The 18,143-nt window shown below is 51.1% G+C and carries 15 protein-coding genes; 7 read left to right on the top strand and 8 right to left on the bottom strand.

Annotation, left to right across the window (positions count from 1 at the left end; translation table 11 throughout):
* Positions 1 to 2 precede the first annotated feature (2 nt).
* A complete protein-coding gene (locus tag HF324_RS26185; RefSeq protein ID WP_193114968.1) occupies positions 3 to 716 on the bottom strand; it encodes a 2OG-Fe(II) oxygenase in 714 nt (237 codons plus the stop codon).
* Between the two features lie 185 nt (positions 717 to 901).
* On the opposite strand from HF324_RS26185, the gene HF324_RS26180 reads away from it, so the two are divergent.
* From HF324_RS26180 to HF324_RS26170, 3 genes are read left to right on the top strand one after another with little or no spacing between them, the layout of a single operon-like run.
* Positions 902 to 1,897, top strand: coding sequence for a c-type cytochrome (locus HF324_RS26180; RefSeq protein ID WP_168861216.1), 996 nt, complete (start codon positions 902 to 904; stop codon positions 1,895 to 1,897).
* A 10-nt stretch (positions 1,898 to 1,907) separates the two neighbouring features.
* Positions 1,908 to 2,369 carry a DsrE family protein gene (locus HF324_RS26175; protein ID WP_168805857.1) on the top strand — a complete coding sequence of 154 codons (462 nt, stop codon included), beginning with the start codon at positions 1,908 to 1,910 and terminating at the stop codon, positions 2,367 to 2,369.
* A 5-nt stretch (positions 2,370 to 2,374) separates the two neighbouring features.
* Positions 2,375 to 3,283, top strand: a complete 909-nt coding sequence (locus HF324_RS26170) for a molybdate ABC transporter substrate-binding protein (protein WP_168805855.1) — start codon at positions 2,375 to 2,377, stop codon at positions 3,281 to 3,283.
* 113 nt (positions 3,284 to 3,396) lie between these two features.
* On the opposite strand, the gene HF324_RS26165 is transcribed toward HF324_RS26170, so the two are convergent.
* Together HF324_RS26165 and HF324_RS26160 are read right to left on the bottom strand one after the other, a co-directional pair.
* Positions 3,397 to 4,155, bottom strand: a complete 759-nt coding sequence (locus HF324_RS26165; protein WP_168861215.1) for a class I SAM-dependent methyltransferase — start codon at positions 4,153 to 4,155, stop codon at positions 3,397 to 3,399.
* Between the two features lie 60 nt (positions 4,156 to 4,215).
* Positions 4,216 to 5,091, bottom strand: coding sequence for an NAD(P)-dependent oxidoreductase (locus tag HF324_RS26160; protein ID WP_168805851.1), 876 nt, complete (start codon positions 5,089 to 5,091; stop codon positions 4,216 to 4,218).
* Positions 5,092 to 5,435: 344 nt separating this feature from the next.
* Between HF324_RS26160 and HF324_RS26155 the strand changes: the two genes are divergently transcribed.
* The 3 genes from HF324_RS26155 to HF324_RS26145 are packed head-to-tail and all read left to right on the top strand — an operon-like array spanning position 5,436 to position 10,288.
* Complete coding sequence (locus tag HF324_RS26155; protein WP_168861214.1) at positions 5,436 to 7,808, top strand: TonB-dependent receptor; 2,373 nt, start codon at positions 5,436 to 5,438, stop codon at positions 7,806 to 7,808.
* A gap of 23 nt (positions 7,809 to 7,831) precedes the next feature.
* The gene (locus tag HF324_RS26150; protein WP_220101241.1) at positions 7,832 to 9,073 is read left to right on the top strand and encodes a DUF4374 domain-containing protein; all 1,242 of its coding nucleotides are present in this window, start codon (positions 7,832 to 7,834) and stop codon (positions 9,071 to 9,073) included.
* 9 nt (positions 9,074 to 9,082) lie between these two features.
* Positions 9,083 to 10,288, top strand: coding sequence for a PepSY-associated TM helix domain-containing protein (locus tag HF324_RS26145; RefSeq protein ID WP_168805847.1), 1,206 nt, complete (start codon positions 9,083 to 9,085; stop codon positions 10,286 to 10,288).
* A 216-nt stretch (positions 10,289 to 10,504) separates the two neighbouring features.
* Here the strand turns inward: HF324_RS26145 and HF324_RS26140 are convergent, their stop codons facing one another.
* Entirely contained in the window at positions 10,505 to 11,515 is a 1,011-nt protein-coding gene (locus HF324_RS26140; protein WP_168861213.1) for a LamG domain-containing protein, read from the bottom strand.
* A gap of 126 nt (positions 11,516 to 11,641) precedes the next feature.
* Here HF324_RS26140 and HF324_RS26135 point away from each other — a divergent pair, with 126 nt between their 5' ends.
* Positions 11,642 to 12,991, top strand: a complete 1,350-nt coding sequence (locus HF324_RS26135; RefSeq protein ID WP_168861212.1) for a hypothetical protein — start codon at positions 11,642 to 11,644, stop codon at positions 12,989 to 12,991.
* Positions 12,992 to 13,096: 105 nt separating this feature from the next.
* On the opposite strand, the gene HF324_RS26130 is transcribed toward HF324_RS26135, so the two are convergent.
* From HF324_RS26130 to HF324_RS26115, 4 genes are read right to left on the bottom strand one after another with little or no spacing between them, the layout of a single operon-like run.
* Complete coding sequence (locus HF324_RS26130) at positions 13,097 to 14,227, bottom strand: DUF4855 domain-containing protein (protein ID WP_168861211.1); 1,131 nt, start codon at positions 14,225 to 14,227, stop codon at positions 13,097 to 13,099.
* Positions 14,228 to 14,277: 50 nt separating this feature from the next.
* The gene (locus HF324_RS26125) at positions 14,278 to 14,955 is read right to left on the bottom strand and encodes a DUF4998 domain-containing protein (protein ID WP_168861210.1); all 678 of its coding nucleotides are present in this window, start codon (positions 14,953 to 14,955) and stop codon (positions 14,278 to 14,280) included.
* An 18-nt stretch (positions 14,956 to 14,973) separates the two neighbouring features.
* Positions 14,974 to 16,179: a DUF5000 domain-containing lipoprotein gene (locus HF324_RS26120; protein ID WP_168861209.1), complete on the bottom strand. Its 1,206-nt coding sequence runs from the start codon at positions 16,177 to 16,179 to the stop codon at positions 14,974 to 14,976.
* Between the two features lie 31 nt (positions 16,180 to 16,210).
* Positions 16,211 to 18,136, bottom strand: coding sequence for a RagB/SusD family nutrient uptake outer membrane protein (locus tag HF324_RS26115; RefSeq protein ID WP_168805835.1), 1,926 nt, complete (start codon positions 18,134 to 18,136; stop codon positions 16,211 to 16,213).
* Positions 18,137 to 18,143 lie beyond the last annotated feature (7 nt).

Here is an 18,143-nt window from a genome sequence, read left to right as displayed (position 1 = left end):
CCTCAACTTAAAGCGTCATGGAAAATGATGCCCAGCGTATGCCTGTTACCGTTATGGACCGGGCTGACGCCATGTTTCATATTGACCCTGTAATAACCCTTGGCGCCTTTTACCGGCCTGAAGTTGGTGGTAAAGATGAGCATGCTGCCCCGTTTGGGCTGCAGCACATTAGCTTTGGACTGCGCCCGGGGTATTTGTTCCGTAAGCACAAATTCGCCGCCGGTATAATCTTCTCCCGGTTCATTCAGAAACAGCACCATCTGCATGGGAAAATAAATATCACCGTAGAGGTCCTGGTGCAGTGTGTTGAAGCCGCCGGCGCCATATTTCAGGATGAGTACCGTGGGCTTGTCCTGCCCGGCAGCCTTGCATTGCAGCAGCAGCTCCTCATGCGTGGCGGGAAAGGTGGTATTGATATGCAGCACCTCCATCCATTTGTTGGCCACCGGCGCGATGTGGCTGTATACCGTTTGCCGCATAGCCGTGATCAGGGAAGACAGCGGATATTTAAAGTACTTGTATTCCCCGCTGCCAAAGCGATAGCGTTCCATCGAAATAGTTTTGCGGTAGAGATCGGGGGATGCGTAATTATTGATCAGCTGTTTGCATTCTTCCGCTGATAACACATTGTCTGCCACGCAGTATCCTTTGTCGTGCAGTGTTTCGGTGATGCCGGACCAGTCCTTTGCCTCCAGCCGTTCGATGATGTTCTTCATATGCCTTCATATTATCCCTGTAAAAGTAGGACGACTACCATCCATGTAAAACCCGTTTCTTGCGGTTTTGAAATTCGTTATCGGTTTTATAACTTTCGGTTATGGGTGATAATCAATTGTGATGATAACATCATAGAGGCTGCTATTACCTTTGAGCTATTGAATTGTAAGGAAACTATTGTACAATGAAAACAGACTGGATTCCCGTTTTGCTCTTTGCCACTACCGGCCTCGTAGTAGCAAAGGAATGCATCAGTGCCCGCCGTCAGAAGAAAAAGGCTGACGAGGCTTACGCCGCCTGGCTTACGACCCACCAGCCGGAAAATGTTTGGAGTGGCTTGAGCAGCCGCCAGATACCCAACTCCACGGAGCGTGGCCGCCTGATACAATATGGCCACGACCTGATCGCCAACACGGCACAGTACCTGGGACCGCAGGGCTCTGTTGCGCAGATCTCCAACGGCATGAACTGCCAGAACTGCCATCTGCAGGCAGGGACAGTGCCTTATGGCAACAACTTCGGTAAGGTGTACGCCACGTACCCGTTGTTCCGCGCCCGTAACAACGGTGTGCAGACCATCTACGACCGTGTGAAAGACTGTTTCGAAAGAAGCCTTAACGGTCATGCGCCGGACACCGGCAGCCGGGAAATGCAGGCGATCTACGCCTATATCCGGTGGCTGGGAGAAGATGTGCCCAAAGGCACTAAACCGAAGGGCACCGGTATCATGAAGCTGCCGTACCTTAGCCGTAGCGCCGATCCTGCCGCCGGTATGCTGGTGTACGAACAGAAGTGCAGCAGCTGTCACGGTAAAGAAGGAGAAGGACAATCCAGTCCGGTGGGGCCGGGGTACAGTTACCCGCCCCTGTGGGGACCGCACAGTTATAACGACGGCGCAGGACTTTACCGCTTAAGTAATTTTGCCGGCTTCGTGTATAACAATATGCCGCTGGGGACCACTTATCACCGGCCACAGCTTTCAGAAGAAGAAGCATGGGACGTGGCGGCGTTTGTCAACAGCCGGCCACGGCCGCATCTCAACCAGGACAACGACTGGAAGCTGACAGCTAAAAAGCCGGTGGATTTTCCTTTTAAACCATATGCAGACACTTTTTCCGAGCGGCAACATAAATTTGGTCCTTACCAACCGATAAAGGAAGCACAACAAGTCACAAAATAAAAACCCAGATATGAAGAAATTCCTTGTAGTTCCACTGATGATGATGATGTATACCGGTTACGCACAAACGACCGATGCGCAGCTGCGCAAAAACCGCGAATATACCGGCGCTGTAGCCAGGCAGAAGCAGTATCACGCCATCTATCAGCTTGATAAGAACGATCCTAAAGTAATTCAGAAAGCTATCCGGAATATCAATAATGCATTAAATGACCCCCGCCTGAAAGGGAAGTTACAGATAGAGCTGGTGGCTTTTTCGGCCGGTACCGATGCCTATCTCAAAGGCAGTGAATACGAAGAAGCGCTGAAAGCGCTGGTAGGCCGCGGCGTGATCGTGGCGCAATGCCAGAACACCCTCGAAGAGCGGAAGATACCCAAAGAACAACTCTACGACTTCATCGCACTGGTGCCCAGTGGTAATGGAGAATTGATCATCCGTCAGGCCGAAGGCTGGTCTGTCGTTAAACCGTAACATCCATGAAACGATTATTTTTCCCCACGCTGCTGCTGGCAGCACTGACCCATAGCGCCTATGCACAGGACCACCGCTTCGATCCGCCGTGGAACAAACCGCCGGAAAGCAAAGTGATGTTTACCGTACCCGGTGTGGATAACGTACCGGACTTATATGGAGATATCAATGATCCGCAGCTGGTGGTATTTTTCGCGGGCAACCAGTTTATGTGCATCGATGAACTGCTGGCGGCTTTTAAGCAACAATATCCCGCCTACCAGCGCGTGTTTGCAGAAACGCTGCCACCAGGCATACTGGCGCAGCAGATAGAAGGCGGTTCCCTCACGCTGGGCAACATGCGCATCACTCTGCAGCCGGACGTGTATACCGCTGGTAAAACACGGATCACCGCTATGGCTGACCGTTTTACCCGCACGGAAGTGTATGCTTATAATAAACTGGCGCTCATGGTGCCCAAAGACAATCCCGCGAAAGTGCACAGCCTGAGCGATCTGGGGAAGCCGGGCGTACGGGTGGCTATGCCTAATCCCGCGTGGGAGGGCATCGGTAAAAGAATTGAAGAGGCTTATGTGAAAGCCGGCGGAGCAGAACTGAAGCACCGGATCATGGATGTGAAGGTGAAAGACAGTACTACGTTCCTTACGCAGATCCATCACCGGCAGTCTCCCATGAGAATTCTATACCGCCAGAGCGACGCCGCACCGGTATGGTATTCCGAGGCCTGGTACCAGCAGATGATCGGCCACCCGGTATCGTTGGTAACGATCCCGGACAAACATAATATAACAGCCACGTATATGGCAGGGCAGCTGAAGAATGCGCCCCACCAGCAGGCAGCGGCGGATTTTATGGATTTCCTGGTAAGTGATAAAGCGAAGGCTATTTACCGTAAGTACGGCTTTGATATTTAGAGATTTTTTGATTTACGATTTTTTGATTTCGGGAATCATAAGAACGAAGATCGGAGCGGTTCCATTCGATTTTGTCCATCCCCGAAATCAAAAAATCGTAAATCAAAAAATCCCTACATGAGCCGTCCCCAATACATCCGGGTGGTATAATGGATGGTGATATGCCCATCTTCCTGAAACTGGCCGAACAGCTGTTTTAAATCCTCTACCATAGAAGGGTACCGGGCATCCTCCCGGGTGGGCATATACGAAGAAGAGAGCAGGCGCCCTTCCAGCCCGTTGTAATCGAAAACCTGTTTGTTGGCGAACTCGGTGAGCGTTACGCCGGCGGGATGAAAGAACTGTTCGATGACCGCTATGTCTATATTACGATGGTTAAGTTCCTTGTACTGGTTGCCGTGTTTTTCGATTAATTGCTCATAGGCTTTTTCAAACGGTGAGTTTGTCATCCGTTCGTTCCAGAACAGGATAACATATCCTTCCGGTTTTAGGATGCGTGTGAACTCAGCGCGGGTGGTTACCTGGTTGAACCAGTGAAACGCCTGGCCGGCGATGATCACGTCGATGCAGTGTTTTTCAAGGGTCGTATGTTCTGCGGTGCCATCTACCGCAAAAAATTTCGCATAGCCTTTCAGCAGCTCTTCACTTTTCTCTCTCATTTCCTGGTTGGGCTCCACCCCCAGTACGGCATAGCCTTTCTGCAGGAACAATTCGGAAGAGATGCCGGTGCCGGACCCGATGTCGGCCAGCAACATGCCCGGTTGCAATACAGATTGTTGTTCCAGGAAGGAGATCATCTCTGCCGGATAGTGTGGCCTGTATTTTACGTAATCTTCCACACGGTTACTAAAGCGACTGGTACTGTTTTGCATACTGCAATATTAACAATATTTTGCCGCCCGGTAAAACGTGTGGAAGACTCCATATGACCGTTAATAGGTCTTATAGGCCGCAGCTACGTGTTCGTCACCATAACCTGCATCCTGGGCGCGTTGGAAGATACCTTTTATAAAGGAAGGCACTTCCGCGGAAATGTTGGCGTCTTTGGCCTGTTCAATAAACAGGTCCATCGCACCGGAGCACAGGTTCAGCGAACTATGGCGCTGGTGATAATCGCCGGCTTCAATAATATCGCCCTGGTGTTTGAGCATTTCTCCCAGCGCCGGCGCCAGCTGAAGGATCATATTGCCCAGCGCGGTTGGCGGCAGTCCTTCCGACTCGAAAAGTTTGGTGGCATGAAAATAACCACCGATGGCGCCAAAGAGCACGGAGAGGAAGCCCATGTCCCAGGTGGAGGCAGCGCCCGGATCTTCGCCCATGTACTGCAGCCCGGCAGCAACAACTTTCAGCGTGGCCTCGCTTTGCGTATAGGCGTCCTTGTTACCGGACATGAAAAATACGGTGTCAGGCCGGCCCACCTGGTCGGGCATAGCCATGATGGCGCCGTCGATGTAGGTGATACCTTCCGCGGTGGCCCAGGCATCGAAGTCCCGCGCTTCTTTGGGGGTGCCGGAGCTCAGCTGTACAAACACCTTTCCTCTTAAAGCCTCCGTAGCTCCGGGCGTTTCCAGGATTGTACGGCTGATCTTATAATCGGTCACGCAGAAGATGATAATATCTCCGGCGGCGATGGCTGCGGTCACGCTTTCTGCCAAAACGGCGCCGGCCCCCTGCAGCGGCGCTGCTTTGGCGGCGCTGCGGTTCCATACGGTCACCTGATGTCCTTCCCTGAGATAAGTACGTACCAGTGCAGCTCCCATATCTCCTAATCCTATAATGGTAATCTTGTTTTTTGTTTCTTTTGTCATCGTTGTATGTTTTATAATGGATGACAAATGTCAAACGAATCGCGGTGCTGAACAATACAGGCAAAAATGTTCAGATACGGATATTTTTTTCCGGGTATTTATTGCACTGTTCGCAATGCGGAAAAAAAACGGCGTATAATTTTTCCTGATATCGAAAATGATTTCATTTTTCGTAAGGTACTTTTACACCCGGTCAATTACCTATAACACATTGTACATTTCTTTCCGGATTTGTAGCTCCGGATACTGACCAAACAATCAGGTATCGTCAAAAACCAGCGGCGTAACACGCCCGGCATTGCATTGCCTATACCCAACGGAAACGAACTAACAATATATAAACAATGCATATCAAAAAGATTCTACTGACAGGCATTTTGAGTATTTTATCCCTATTCCTCCATGCTCAGAGCAGCATCAGCGGTCATTTGAAAGACGCTGCCGGCTCGCCCGTCCCCGGAGTGTCCGTCAAAGTGCAGCATGGCACCGCGTACGCTGTTTCCAACACGGAAGGCTATTATCATATAAAAAATATTCGTCCGGGCAGGCATACCCTCCTGATATCTGCCGTAGGCTTTAAAAGCGAACAGAAAGAACTTATCCTGAAAGAAGGAGAACAACAGCAGTTAAATATCCGGCTGGAAAACGCGATCAGCGAAATCAACGCCGTATCGGTGATTGGACGCTCCGCCAACCAGGAGGTGAACCGGCAGGCTTTTAACGTGACCGCTATTGATGCAAAAAAACTATATAACTCCACCCTCGACCTGTCGCACGCGCTGGACCGCGTTTCCGGCGTAAGGGTGCGGGAAACCGGCGGCCTCGGCTCCCGGATGAACTTCTCCCTTAACGGCTTTACCGGCCGGCAGGTAAAATTTTTCCTCGATGGCGTGCCCATGGATAACTTCGGTTCTTCTTTCCAGCTGAACAACATCCCCATCAACCTGGCAGAAAGAGTGGAAGTATATAAAGGCGTAGTGCCCATCTGGCTGGGCGCGGACGCACTCGGCGGCGCTATCAATATCGTGACCAACACCAACCGCAACTCCTACGTAGACGTTTCCTATTCCTTCGGTTCCTTTAATACCCACCGCTCCACGCTGAATGCCGGCTATACCTCGAAAACCGGTTTCACCGTGCAGCTCAACGCTTTCCAGAATTATTCCGACAATAACTATAAAGTATGGGTAAATGTAGCCGATATCAATACCGGCGACTATTACCCTAAACAGCATATCAAACGTTTTCATGATACCTATCACAACGAAACCGTGATCGCCAACGTCGGCGTGGTGGGTAAGAAGTATGCTGACAAACTGCTGGTAGGCATCACCCTGGGCAAAAACTATGCTGAGATACAGACCGGCGCCCGCATGGTGAGCGTATTCGGCGACTGGCACCGCAGAGGCGATATCGTGATGCCCAGCATTAAATATTCCGTGAAAGACCTGTTCGTAAAAGGACTGAACTTCAGCCTCACCGGTAACTACAACTTTGGCTACGAGCAGAACATCGACACCGTATACCGCCGCTACAACTGGTTCCAGCAGTACAAGGAATATAAAGGCAAAGGCAGCGAACGGGAACGTTCCATGTATAAGTTTCGCAACAACAACGGCCTGGCTACCGCTAATCTCAGCTACCAGCTCAGCCCGCGCCACTCCTTTATCCTGAACAACGTGTTCAATACGTTTAGCCGTTCCGGTAAGGACGAGCTGTTCCCCGATGATCAAAAATATGATCAGCCCAAAAAGGTGCGCAAAAACATCACCGGACTGGGCTACAAATTCGACTACAGCGAGAAATGGAACACCTCTGTGTTTGTGAAGAACTACTCCCAGCAGAACAGGTATTCCCAGAGCTATAACCCCTCCGGCAACTGGGGTGATGTGGCTTACAAAAACCAGGAAAGCAGCTTTAATAAAGTAGGCTATGGCGTTGCTTCTACCTACTTTATCAAACCGGCATTACAGGTAAAAGGCTCTTACGAAAGGAGCTACCGTCTCCCTGAAACAGAAGAATTATTTGGTGACCTGATCAACCTGGAAGGCAACGTGAACCTGAAACCTGAAAGCAGCAACAACTATAACCTGGGTATCAGCTACCAGATGCAGTTCCGAAAAGACCATCGCCTCAGCTTCGACGGTAACCTGCTGTACCGCGATGCCAAAGACTTTATCCGCCCTATGCTGAATCCTAACCAGACCAAGCAAACCAACGGCAACCTGGCAGATGTGACCAACCTGGGCGTAGATGGCGAAGTGCGGTATTCTTACAAACAGCTGTTTACCGCCGGTGTTAATATGACTTATCAGAACCTGCGTAACAATACCCGCTTTGAAGAAGGCCAGAAAGAAGAAAGTCCGTTGTACCGTGACCGTATTCCCAATATGCCGTACCTCTTTGGTAACGCCGATGCGTCTCTCTTCTTCCATAACGTGCTGAAGAAAGGTAATACGCTGACACTGGGCTACAACTTCCTGTATGTACATGCTTACTACCTGTCATGGCCCAGCCAGGGTGATGAGAAGCTGGAGATCCCGCGCCAGTTCTGCCAGGACGTGAACCTGGTGTACAGTCTTGCCAACGGCAGGTACAACATTGCGCTGGAATGCAAAAACCTTGCAGATAACCGGTTGTATGACAACTTCACCTTACAGAAACCCGGGCGTGCCTTCTACGCCAAGGTGAGATACTTTTTCAATAAAAACCAATAAGGACAGCGGTTAAACAAACAGTCATGAAGAAAATCAGCAAATATTTGTTTCTGGCGGCAGGCATTGTATTTTTTATGTCCGCCTGCGATAAGGAAGACACCCTCAATACGGAAGACTTTCAGGAATATGAGCCACAGGGCCGTACCAAATATATCATAACGGCTACGCCTGTAGGTACTACGGGTATCGCCGATTATCTGCTCACCGCAGATAATGTAAGCAGCGGTTCTATTTCCACCGCCGGCAATGGCAAGGAACAGGATGGCTCTTACCGTTACTACCTGACGCATAAAGGACGTTTCTTCAGCCTTCTCTATGGACAAGGTAATCCCGGCGACGTGACCACCTACCGCCTCACCCAGGAAGGTAAACTGGTGATGACCCGCTTTTTCCAGGCTGAAACGGTGCAGGTATTGGCCAAGGTGCAAGACGAACTGCTGCTCATGAAGATACCCCGCTCCGGCAATGAGAATGCTTCTTTTTACCGGATAGACGCGCTGAAGTCCCGTGTGAATGGCGAAAAGCAGGTGAATATCGTGCAACTGGCGGCCAACGGCGAGCGCGCCCACTTTACCTGGGCAACGCAGGTAGGCAACAAAGTGTTTGCGCCATATATGAGCATCAAAGGATGCTGTGGCGACGCTTTCGGCACTGCCTACCCTGACAGCAGCTGGATCGCTGTGTTCTCTTATCCTGACCTCAACCTGGAGAAAGTGATCCGCGATAACCGCACCAGCTTTATCGGCAACTATTTCAACAACGGGCTGGCAGTGACGGAAAAAGGAGATGTGTACGCATATTCTCCGGCATCTGCTAAGAATGGCTCCAAATATACGTCCACCAAGCCTTCCGCGATTGTTCGCTTACTGGCCGGTACTACGGTGTTCGATAAGTCTTACTTCTTTAACGTGCAGGAAAAATCCGGTGGTCATCATATCTCTGCCCAGATGTACCTGGCGAATAACAAAATGTTGCTGATGATGTATGACAAACCCGGCGCCTTTAGCGGTAACCTGAAACTGGCTATCGCAGATGTGGCCAATCAGACTTTTGAATGGGTGAAAGGCGCACCTGCAGAAATCATCAGTACCTCTGCCCCTTACAATAACAATACGTTGTCTGACGATGGAAATACTGCTTTCATCGGTCTGAATACCCCGTCCGGCAACTGGATTTACAGGATTGACATCGCTTCCGGAACATTTACACCAGGAATGAAAGTGGAAGGCGGCACTATCACCGCGATCACTAAAATGGTCTATTAATCCGCAGTCATGAAAAAGACACCGAAAAAGAAACAGAACAAGTCTTTGTTTTACCGGATCTCTGCCTGGTTGCATCTCTGGCTGGGCCTCATCTCCGGCATTATCCTGGTGATCGTGTGCCTGACCGGGTGTATCTGGGTCTTCAATGAAGAGATCACCGGGTGGATGCAGCCGGAAACAAAGATAGCAAGGCAGGACGCGGCGGTGATACCGCCCTCCCGTATCCTGGAGATAGCAGCGCGTGAGTATCCGGGCAAGCCGGCCAGTTATGCGATCTATCGTGAAGGCCGGGTGATAGAAGTTAATGTCGGCGGGCGCCGCAGCGGCTCCACGCTCAAACTGAACCCTTACACAGGCGATGTGGTAGCGAAGGTGACCCGTAAAGACGGGGAGGTGGATTTTTTCCGCTGGATATTAAACGGGCACCGTTTTCTGTGGATGCCTTACAAGATAGGCCGGCCGATCGTCAACTATAGCACGCTGGTATTTGTGATCACACTGGTGACAGGCATGGTGCTGTGGTGGCCGAAAAAATGGAACAAAACCACCCGTGAACAGAGCTTCAGCATCAAATGGGGCGCCAGCTTCAAGCGGGTCAATTACGATCTGCACAATGTGCTGGGCTTTTATTCGCTGCTGATATTGTTTGCCATCGGGATGACGGGCATGGTTTGGGGAATAGAATGGTACAGCAAAGGACTGTATTGGGTAACTGCCGGTGGAAAGTCTTTGCCGGCGTATAAGGAATTGAAGTCCGACAGCACGCAGGCGGCCAGCAATCATCTCTCCCTGGGGCAGGCGATGGACCGCACCTGGCAGCAGGTGGCTGCTAAAAATTCCCGCGCTACCGGCTTTTATATAAGCTTTCCGGACACCAGCAAGGCTGCATCGGCTATCTCGATGATCGTATATCCCAGCAAGGGGCAGTATTACAACAATGTACGGTATACCTTTGACCGCCATACGCTGGCGGAGCTGAAAGACAACAGCGTATATGGGCAACCGTATGAAGAAGCTGGTTTCGGCACCAAACTGCGACGGATGAACTACGATATTCACGTAGGCAGTATTATGGGACTGCCCGGCAAGTTCCTGGCTTTCTTTGCCAGCCTTATCGGCGCAACTTTACCTGTCACGGGTTTCCTGATCTGGTGGGGACGAAAAAAGAAAAAACCACAGCCGGCGCCTGTAAAGAAGGCTGTTGCGGTTATATAGGGATTTTTGATTTAGAGATTTTTTGATTTACGGATTTTACGAATAAAAAAAGCGAAGATTGAAGCGGATTAATATAACGCTTTGGTCTTCGTTTTTTTTATTCACAAAATTTATAAATCCGTAAATCAAAAAATCCCTAAATGGTTAACCGGATGCCTTCGAGATCGTCCATGCGGGCGATAATGCCCCAGCCGTAGAAGTCGTTGGCCACCCCCATCACCAGCTCGTTGGCGCCTGCTTGAGCGGAAGGTAAAAGGAGGTGTTGTCGGTCGTGCAGCGGCCGGCAGGTACTTTGGCCAGTGGCGTGCCGAACGTGTTTTTATCGAGGTAAACCGGTTGTCCGTTAAGGTATACCCAAACATCATCGCTGAAGCCAAGGTGTATTTTTTTCATGACGGCAGCCTGTGCCTGGATGGTTGTTTTCAGCCACACGATGCGGCGGGTGCTGCTTTTACCGAACTGCCGCGTGAGGTTGATGAGCCCCCGGCGTTCTGCAGCAATGGAGTCCCAGCTAATCTGTTTCGGAAAATCCCGGAGCATATCCAGTTCGTGCGGCAGGCTGTCGGGTTTGCTGACGAGCCATTTGCGGAGGTAACGGGGATCGTTAAACGTAGGATCGTTCCCGGGGACAGGAGAAAGTCCTTCTGTTTCGCCGGGTTTGATGACCAGGTTGGCGATGTAGGCCTGTCCATCGAAAGCGATACCGCCACGGCTCGTGTTCCCTTCCAGGTAGGGGACCTGTAATACCGGTTGATGATTGACATAGGCTCTCATCTGTCTTCCGGAGATGACCAGTTTCACGTGATTCCACCTGCCCTTGTCAAAAGAGGCGTTGCCCTGAAAGTGATACAGCATATCCCAGAGGTTCACCTCATCGATGTAAGGCACGTACTGTACGCCTTGCGGCGCATAAGCATTACCGGCAAACGGCGTCCGGAAATAGAAGCATTCTTTTTCCCTGGCATCGGCCCTCCTGAAATATATGGCGGTGAAATTGTCGCCGAATGGTTCAATATCGTATTCTATGGTGCCATCCGCGAAGTCGGGACCTTTCAGCAGTGCGTGACTGTCGGGAGCTGTCAGTTGCATGGCCGGCACATCGCGATGCGTGAGGAACTGTACTTTGCCGGGAATAAATTCCCATTTACCGGCCTTTAAAGGTATTTGTTGCGCCATTGCCTGCATGCCTGTAAACAGCAGTGCCACCCAGGTGATTTTTCTTTTCATGAGCTGTCGTTTTTTTGGATTTGAAATTCACATGCGGCAAAAGTGAATAATGAGTAACTTAAAGGCGATTCAAAGCATCAACAAGTTCGTGCAAGTGTGTGCAAGTTTCTAAGTAGTTGTTTGTAAATGGAAAATAATATTGATAATTATTATATACGTTTGTGCCTGCAGCAGGTGGAAGCGAAGTTGAAACGCGGTTGTTCCTCGGAATGGACCACGTACGACTTTGACAGGCTAAGTGTGGAGATACAGGAGGCAACGGGTGTATCGCTGAGCGTTACCACCCTGAAGCGGCTATGGGGAAAACTATCCTATCAGCATATGCCGGCCATGACCACGCTGAACACGATCGCACGTTTTGCAGGATATGAAGACTGGCGGGATTTTAAGCAGCAGTCATCCGCCGGTGAGCAGGTAGTTCCTCCGCTTCCGGAGGAAGGTCCGCCCCCCGTAAATCATCTTGCGGTAGCAAATACAGCAACGGCAGATCATCTCCCGGAAGAAAAGGCAAAGGGCGGTCATCTGACGGGACAAGATAAAAAGCGGAAGTGGTATGTGTTGTTTGTGGTGCAACTGCTGGTCATAGCCGGTGCGTTGTTTGTATGGAGCAGGCAGCCGGTGAAAAAGGTGAATGCAGCGGACTACCGGTTCAGCAGTAACAAGATGGTCTGCGAGGGCGTGCCCAATTCCGTGATCTTTCACTATAATGCATCCGATGCCGGCGATGATACTGTATATATCGCCCAGACATGGGATGTGAGCCGTAAAGTGGCCGTGCCGAAGGACAAGCATCAGTATTCTGCGATCTATTACGTTCCCGGTTATTTTAAAGCCAAGCTGATGGTAGGGACACAGATTGTGAAAACGCACGACCTGCTCATTACCTCCGGTGGCTGGGTGGCGTTGTCTGAAGGCGATGCGCCGGTACCGGTTTACTTTAAAAAGGAAGCCTTTCAGAAGGATAGCATCTTATCGGTAGACGTGCCGCTGCTGCAGCAAAACTTCCTCTACGACCGGCCATCACCGGCCAAAATCCGTTTTGTGAACGTGCAGGAAATGGGTTCGCTGCAAAACGATCATTTCGTTTTTGAAACGATGGTCAGGAATCCCAGGAACGACAAAAGCGCCGCATGTCAACTGGTGGAGGTGCTGTTATTATGTAAGGACGATGTGATCATGGCGCCGCTATGCCCTAAAGGCTGCGTAGGCGATCTGCAGCTGTATGGCAGGGGCCATGGTGTTTCCAGCAAAGATGCGGACCTGTCCGGCTTCGGCTGCGACCTTGACGACTGGGTAGCGTTGCGGGTGGAAGCAAATGGCCGGCAGCTACGGTTCCGGGTAAACGGAAAACTCGCTTACGAACTGGATTGCCCCAATGCGCCGGCAGGAATCATAGGCCTGCAATACCGCTTCTTTGGTCCTGGCGCCATCAAAAATACCCGGTTCATACAGGACGATAAAATTTGGTTATTTTGATATTTGGTTATTTGGATATTTATAGATTCCTTATGGAATCAGCACACTTAAGTAACCTGTAAATATCCAAATAACCAAATAACTAAATATCTAAATATCTAAATATTACTGGTCGGCTGCTTTTTGCCGGGTGACAATAATATCCGAAAGCCGTTTTACCAGTCCCTTTATTTCAGGATCGGTGCTGAGTGACATTTTCAGCCATGCGCCGCCGCCTTCATAGTAAGCGATGGGCAGGTTGGCCCATGCTCCTGCGTTATTAAACTCGTTGATGTAATCAGTATATTTCTGGCGATAGCCGGCCTGGGTCATCAGGCGGTCGTCGAATTCCATTTCAAGCGCCATCTTATTGGTCTTGGCAAAATTAATGGCGCCGGTGAGGATGGAATAAGGAGACGACAGGTCGAAGAAATAATTCGGCTGCTGATAGGCGATATCGAAGCCCATTGCCTGCCAGTTGGCGGCTCCGGCAGCGCCATAGTAAGGTATCCAGTAAAAACGCTGTTGTTTGTTATGCAGTATGTTGGCTACCGCAGGCAGGATCTCCACGGCGCCGGTATTTTGTTCTGCTACCCAGTAAAAGCCGGACAGTTCGATGTGTTTAAAATTAGCAGCCTGCCATTTGGCCATGGCTGTTTCTATGAACCAGTTACAGGCCGCCACCCTGTCGGCGCTGTCGGCGAAATTGAGATTTTTACCATTCAGTTCGCCCCAGTTGCTCAGGCTGCGGATAGGTTCCGGCAAGGTGAGCACCACTTTCCTTTTTCGTACAGGCTTGATGTTTAGTTGCGCCAGGCTGTCCAGCACATCGTCCAGTGCATGCAGCGCTTTGCCGCTTTCGAAGTTGCGGTCCAGCAGCCATTGCCATTCTGTTTTACCGGCTGGCGTTGGCTCGTATCCTTCTGCATATTCGTGGCCCATGCCGTCGGTGAATTCGATGAACAGGAAGCCGTCAAACAGCCACTCTATGCCGCCGGTGGCGGCTGGCCGGTAGATGTAGGGCGTCAGCTGGTCTTTGGTCCAGGGCAGCCGGTGAATGCCTCCCTGGTAGATGAGCGCCAGGTCGGAGATATACCATACCGGTACCGGTTTGGGCTTGGCTTTGGCATTAACGGTGGCAGTGTTTTCTTCTTTGTCCGGACCGTTTGCCAGCTGTGTTTTCTGGCAGGAAGTGGTGACAGAAGCCGTTGACACCATAAAGGCCAGGCTCGTTGCTAATAATGATAGTTTTAACATGATGTGCCGTTTAAATAATTAAATAACTAAATGATTAAATCTCTAAATGGTCATTGAGGTGTCCGGGTGACGGCAGTTGTATAGAAGGTATCTATACAAAGCGTATCCGGACGGAATAAGGTGCGGTAACTGAAACTGCTGCCGGGCCTGTAGTCTGCCAGCGTAGTGCTGGTGGCGGTAGCTGGTTCTTTCACCGTGATGGTGGCGCCTGCGTTGTTGGTGTAGGTCACTTCCATACCGGTAACCGTTTCTTCTGCCAGCCCCCAGCTGAGCACGACGTTGCCATCGCTGATGACAGCATCGGTAAGCGCGCGGTTCAGCAGGCTGTTTTTATAGATGCTGCCGTAGGAACGGCCCGTGATGTAAGCCGGTACTGAGCGGGAGCCGGTGTTGTTCCACGTATATACTTCAAAGCTGTAGGTGCCTTCCGGCATGTTGCTGAAGAGATGGTACATGGAATCCACACCCTGACTTCTTTTGACGGGCATGACTACAGAGTCCTTTTTGCTGTTGTAATAGATCGTAACGCCGGTGATCTTTGGGTCGGAGATCAGCAGCCAGGTGAGCTCCAGGCGGCCGTCGCCGGGCAATACCTTCAGAGAGTCCACGCGACCGGTATAGGCGATTTCCTCCCGTCCCGCGATATCGAGATAGGCGTCCATTTTAGAACAGCCGGCGAAGATCATCATCCCTATGAACAGATATAGTAACAGCGATTTATTTTTCATGTTGTATATGTTTGATCGTTATTGGGTATCGCCCCAGAAAGTGATTTCGGAAAAAGACATGTTACCATTGCCCATCCAGTTTTCCAGGCATTTGATACGGATATACCGGAAGGCCGGCAGCCCGTCGGGGAAGTTGGCCATATCGCCGCGCAGCCATACTTCCGCATCGGCGTCGTTGTATTGTTCGCCCTGCAGGCCGGAAGGTTTCTCCTGTTCGTAGTACAGTATTTTGGTCCAGTTATTCCAGCTGCCGTCAGCAGGCGGATTGTTACTGCCCCATAGTTCATATTTACGCAGACCTTTGTTAATGAAACGGTAGTAGTGGTTGAGGCGGAAGCGGCTGATATGTACGGTCTGTCCCAGGTCGATGGTGACATGAATGGGCCTGCCGTCGGTAGGGCCGTTGGTGGAGAGATTGAGCCAGTTGTTGCCGTTACCGTCATACGGACTGTTGAACGTGGAGGAGTACCGGCCGTCCCAGATGAACGGATAGGCGATGTTCCATTCGGTGGTATACACCGGGCCGTCGCCGGGGAATTTGATCTCCCGGAATTTTGTTTTGTCCAGCATTTTTTCAAACAGCGGTGTAAGCTCCCGGAAGACGGTATCGGAGGTGTTGCCCCATTTGTCGCGGATAAACACACCGAAGCGGGCTTTGACGGCCGGCAGGCCACGGAAGGTATGGTTGCCTTCTTTGGCGGCGCTGAAATAGGTGTCCAGCAGCGTGAGCGTTTTCTTTACTGAGTCGGGGCCGCAGAAACCTATTTCCAGTTCTGACCCGGTAGGATTTTCGAACTTCAGGTTTACGCCGCCGAAATCCGCTACCATGACAAATGATTTGAACACGTCCGTGAAAGGCGGTTCCAGCGGATGGATGGTGACGGACACCGGTGTGGAGCGTACTTCGCTTTTGTTGACCGAGTAGAGTTTTACTTCGTAGGATGAGGTATCGCCCAGGCCTTCTATCTGCAGGGTATTGGTATAGTAGGATGCTTTGAACTGCCGCACCACGCCCTGTTTGGTAGTCACTTCCGCCAGTACGTACAGGAGGTTGCTGCTGGAAGGCAGTACATATGTCAGTTTGGAGCCGCCGGGGATCGGTTGTTCGGTGATCTTTGTTACATGGTCCGGGGGCGTGGAATCATCGGACTTCGGTTTCATTATTTCGTCTTTGCAGGCCAGGAGTCCGCAGGCTGCGAAGAGTAAAAGGATATATCGTTTCATAGACAATATGAATGGATGTTAAAGGAAAAGGTTACCAGCCGGGGTTCTGTACCAGGTTCGTGTTGACAGTGAGATCGTATTCGCGGAGCGGCCACAGGTAGTCGCGGGGTGCCACGAAGGTTTGCTGGAACAGTGTTCGGGGGCGGTAATATTCGCTGGCCACCCGTTGGTTCACATCCCATCCCAGCACCGGTTTATTCTGGTATATCACTGCTTTTTTCCATCTTCTGAGGTCCCAGTTGCGGGAGCCTTCGAAGCACATTTCAATCAACCGTTCCTGGTGGATGATCTCCCGCAGTCCTTCTTTGGACGAGAATTTGCCGGGGCTGGTGGAGTAGTTGCTCCAGGAGGTGACTACGCCGTCGAGGCCGGCGCGTTTGCGGATTTTGTCCAGCCAGGGAATGGCATCGTTGCCTTTACCGGTTTCATTCAGGGCTTCTGCGTAGAGCAGGTACAGATCGGCGAGGCGCATCTCCGGCCAGGGATAACTTTCTGTAGTGTAACTGTTATTGGTCTGGGTAAATTTCCAGTTCACCAGTTTCTTGGGCCAGTAGCCGGTTTCGGAGTAGAACTGGTCCGACACTTTGCCTTGTGGCTGTCCGAACTTGGCTTTGATGGTCCACGCATTTTCGTCGGTAGCGTTGCTTTGCATGAACCAGCGGCCGCCGTCGAAGCCAAGGCAGGCGTAGAATCGGTTTTCCCGGTCGAAGTTGAGTTTGGCGGTGGTATATCCTTCCTGTATGTCCAGTCTTTCTGCATAGGTGCCTGTCCGTTGTTCGTAGCGCCGGCTGTAATCCCATGTTTTATCTTCATTGATAGGTACACCGTGCTTGCTGTAGAAGGTCTCCGCCATTTTGATGGTGGGAGCCATATAGGAGTTGAGATAAGTAGGATTGGGAAAAGAAGGATCTATCCTGTCCACCATAGAGTAGGTTTGCAGCACGTTATCCACACGGCCGGAGAGGGCCCAGATGGTTTCAGTGTTCCAGCGTTCGGTGATGCTGCCGCGGATGCTCATCTGTATGGCGGTGGAGGGGGCCAGTTTTACGAAAGGGTCGGTGAATTCATAGAGGCGTATACCGGCGCCGGCACAGGTTTGTATGGCTGCTTCGCAGGCGGCGGCGGCTTTTTCCCATTTGGCGGCGTCGTAGTTGGGATTAAAAAGCAGCTGGCCGTCTTTGTCTTTGAACGAACTGTAGTCCGGGTTGCCGTTGAACAGCGGGCTGGCGGCCATCACGAGCAGTTTGGCTTTGAGCATCTGGGCGGCGGGTTTGGTAACGCGCCCCAGTTCCGTACCGCGATTGGTGATTTCCGCAGGAAGTTCGGCGGCGGCTTCATCGAGCAGCCGGACGATATAGTCCACTACTTTGTCCACCGGGTCCCGTTTTACCTTTACCTGTTCCGGTGTAGCGGAAACAGGCAGGCTTTTATCGGTGATGGGAATCGGTCCGTACATGCGTAACAGGTAGAAGTGATAATATGCTTTGAGGAATTTTACTTCCGCAATCCAGCGTTTCTGCATATCGGGGCTGAGGTAGGCGATATGCCGGTAGGATTCGCCTTCGAACATATTTTCCAGGAAGATGTTGCAGTCGCGGATGGCTTTGAAATATGGTTTGGCGTGATTGTTACCGTTCCAGAAATCCACCCATGGATTGACGACATTTTGTTCGCCGCGGGCTATTTTCCAGGGCGACTGGTAGAAGTAGTTGTTCTCGTAGTAGGTCCACATGTCGTCTGCGCCGAAGAACAGGATATTGGACACCGGGCCTGCGTCGGGGAGGTAGCCGTAGCAGGTGTACAGGTATTTTTCCGCTTCTGTTTTATTGGAAAACGCGTTGGCGAGCGTAACGACGTTGTCCGGAACAATGTCGAGGAAGGGCTTTTTACAGGCGCTGGCGAGCAGGCTTGCGGCGAGCACTGTTCCGTATATGCTGTGTAGAAAATTTTTTTTCATGTGACAA

Source organism: Chitinophaga oryzae, assembly GCF_012516375.2.
Lineage (GTDB): Bacteria > Bacteroidota > Bacteroidia > Chitinophagales > Chitinophagaceae > Chitinophaga > Chitinophaga oryzae.
Note: the sequence above shows the minus strand (reverse complement) of the source record. Positions and strands in the feature narration are given on the sequence as shown.

Coding starts and splice junctions, on each gene's coding strand:
- HF324_RS26185 (WP_193114968.1), bottom strand. CDS start 716: ATGAAGAACATCATCGAACGGCTGGAGGCAAAGGACTGGTCCGGCATC.
- HF324_RS26180 (WP_168861216.1), top strand. CDS start 902: ATGAAAACAGACTGGATTCCCGTTTTGCTCTTTGCCACTACCGGCCTC.
- HF324_RS26175 (WP_168805857.1), top strand. CDS start 1,908: ATGAAGAAATTCCTTGTAGTTCCACTGATGATGATGATGTATACCGGT.
- HF324_RS26170 (WP_168805855.1), top strand. CDS start 2,375: ATGAAACGATTATTTTTCCCCACGCTGCTGCTGGCAGCACTGACCCAT.
- HF324_RS26165 (WP_168861215.1), bottom strand. CDS start 4,155: ATGCAAAACAGTACCAGTCGCTTTAGTAACCGTGTGGAAGATTACGTA.
- HF324_RS26160 (WP_168805851.1), bottom strand. CDS start 5,091: ATGACAAAAGAAACAAAAAACAAGATTACCATTATAGGATTAGGAGAT.
- HF324_RS26155 (WP_168861214.1), top strand. CDS start 5,436: ATGCATATCAAAAAGATTCTACTGACAGGCATTTTGAGTATTTTATCC.
- HF324_RS26150 (WP_220101241.1), top strand. CDS start 7,832: ATGAAGAAAATCAGCAAATATTTGTTTCTGGCGGCAGGCATTGTATTT.
- HF324_RS26145 (WP_168805847.1), top strand. CDS start 9,083: ATGAAAAAGACACCGAAAAAGAAACAGAACAAGTCTTTGTTTTACCGG.
- HF324_RS26140 (WP_168861213.1), bottom strand. CDS start 11,515: ATGAAAAGAAAAATCACCTGGGTGGCACTGCTGTTTACAGGCATGCAG.
- HF324_RS26135 (WP_168861212.1), top strand. CDS start 11,642: ATGGAAAATAATATTGATAATTATTATATACGTTTGTGCCTGCAGCAG.
- HF324_RS26130 (WP_168861211.1), bottom strand. CDS start 14,227: ATGTTAAAACTATCATTATTAGCAACGAGCCTGGCCTTTATGGTGTCA.
- HF324_RS26125 (WP_168861210.1), bottom strand. CDS start 14,955: ATGAAAAATAAATCGCTGTTACTATATCTGTTCATAGGGATGATGATC.
- HF324_RS26120 (WP_168861209.1), bottom strand. CDS start 16,179: ATGAAACGATATATCCTTTTACTCTTCGCAGCCTGCGGACTCCTGGCC.
- HF324_RS26115 (WP_168805835.1), bottom strand. CDS start 18,136: ATGAAAAAAAATTTTCTACACAGCATATACGGAACAGTGCTCGCCGCA.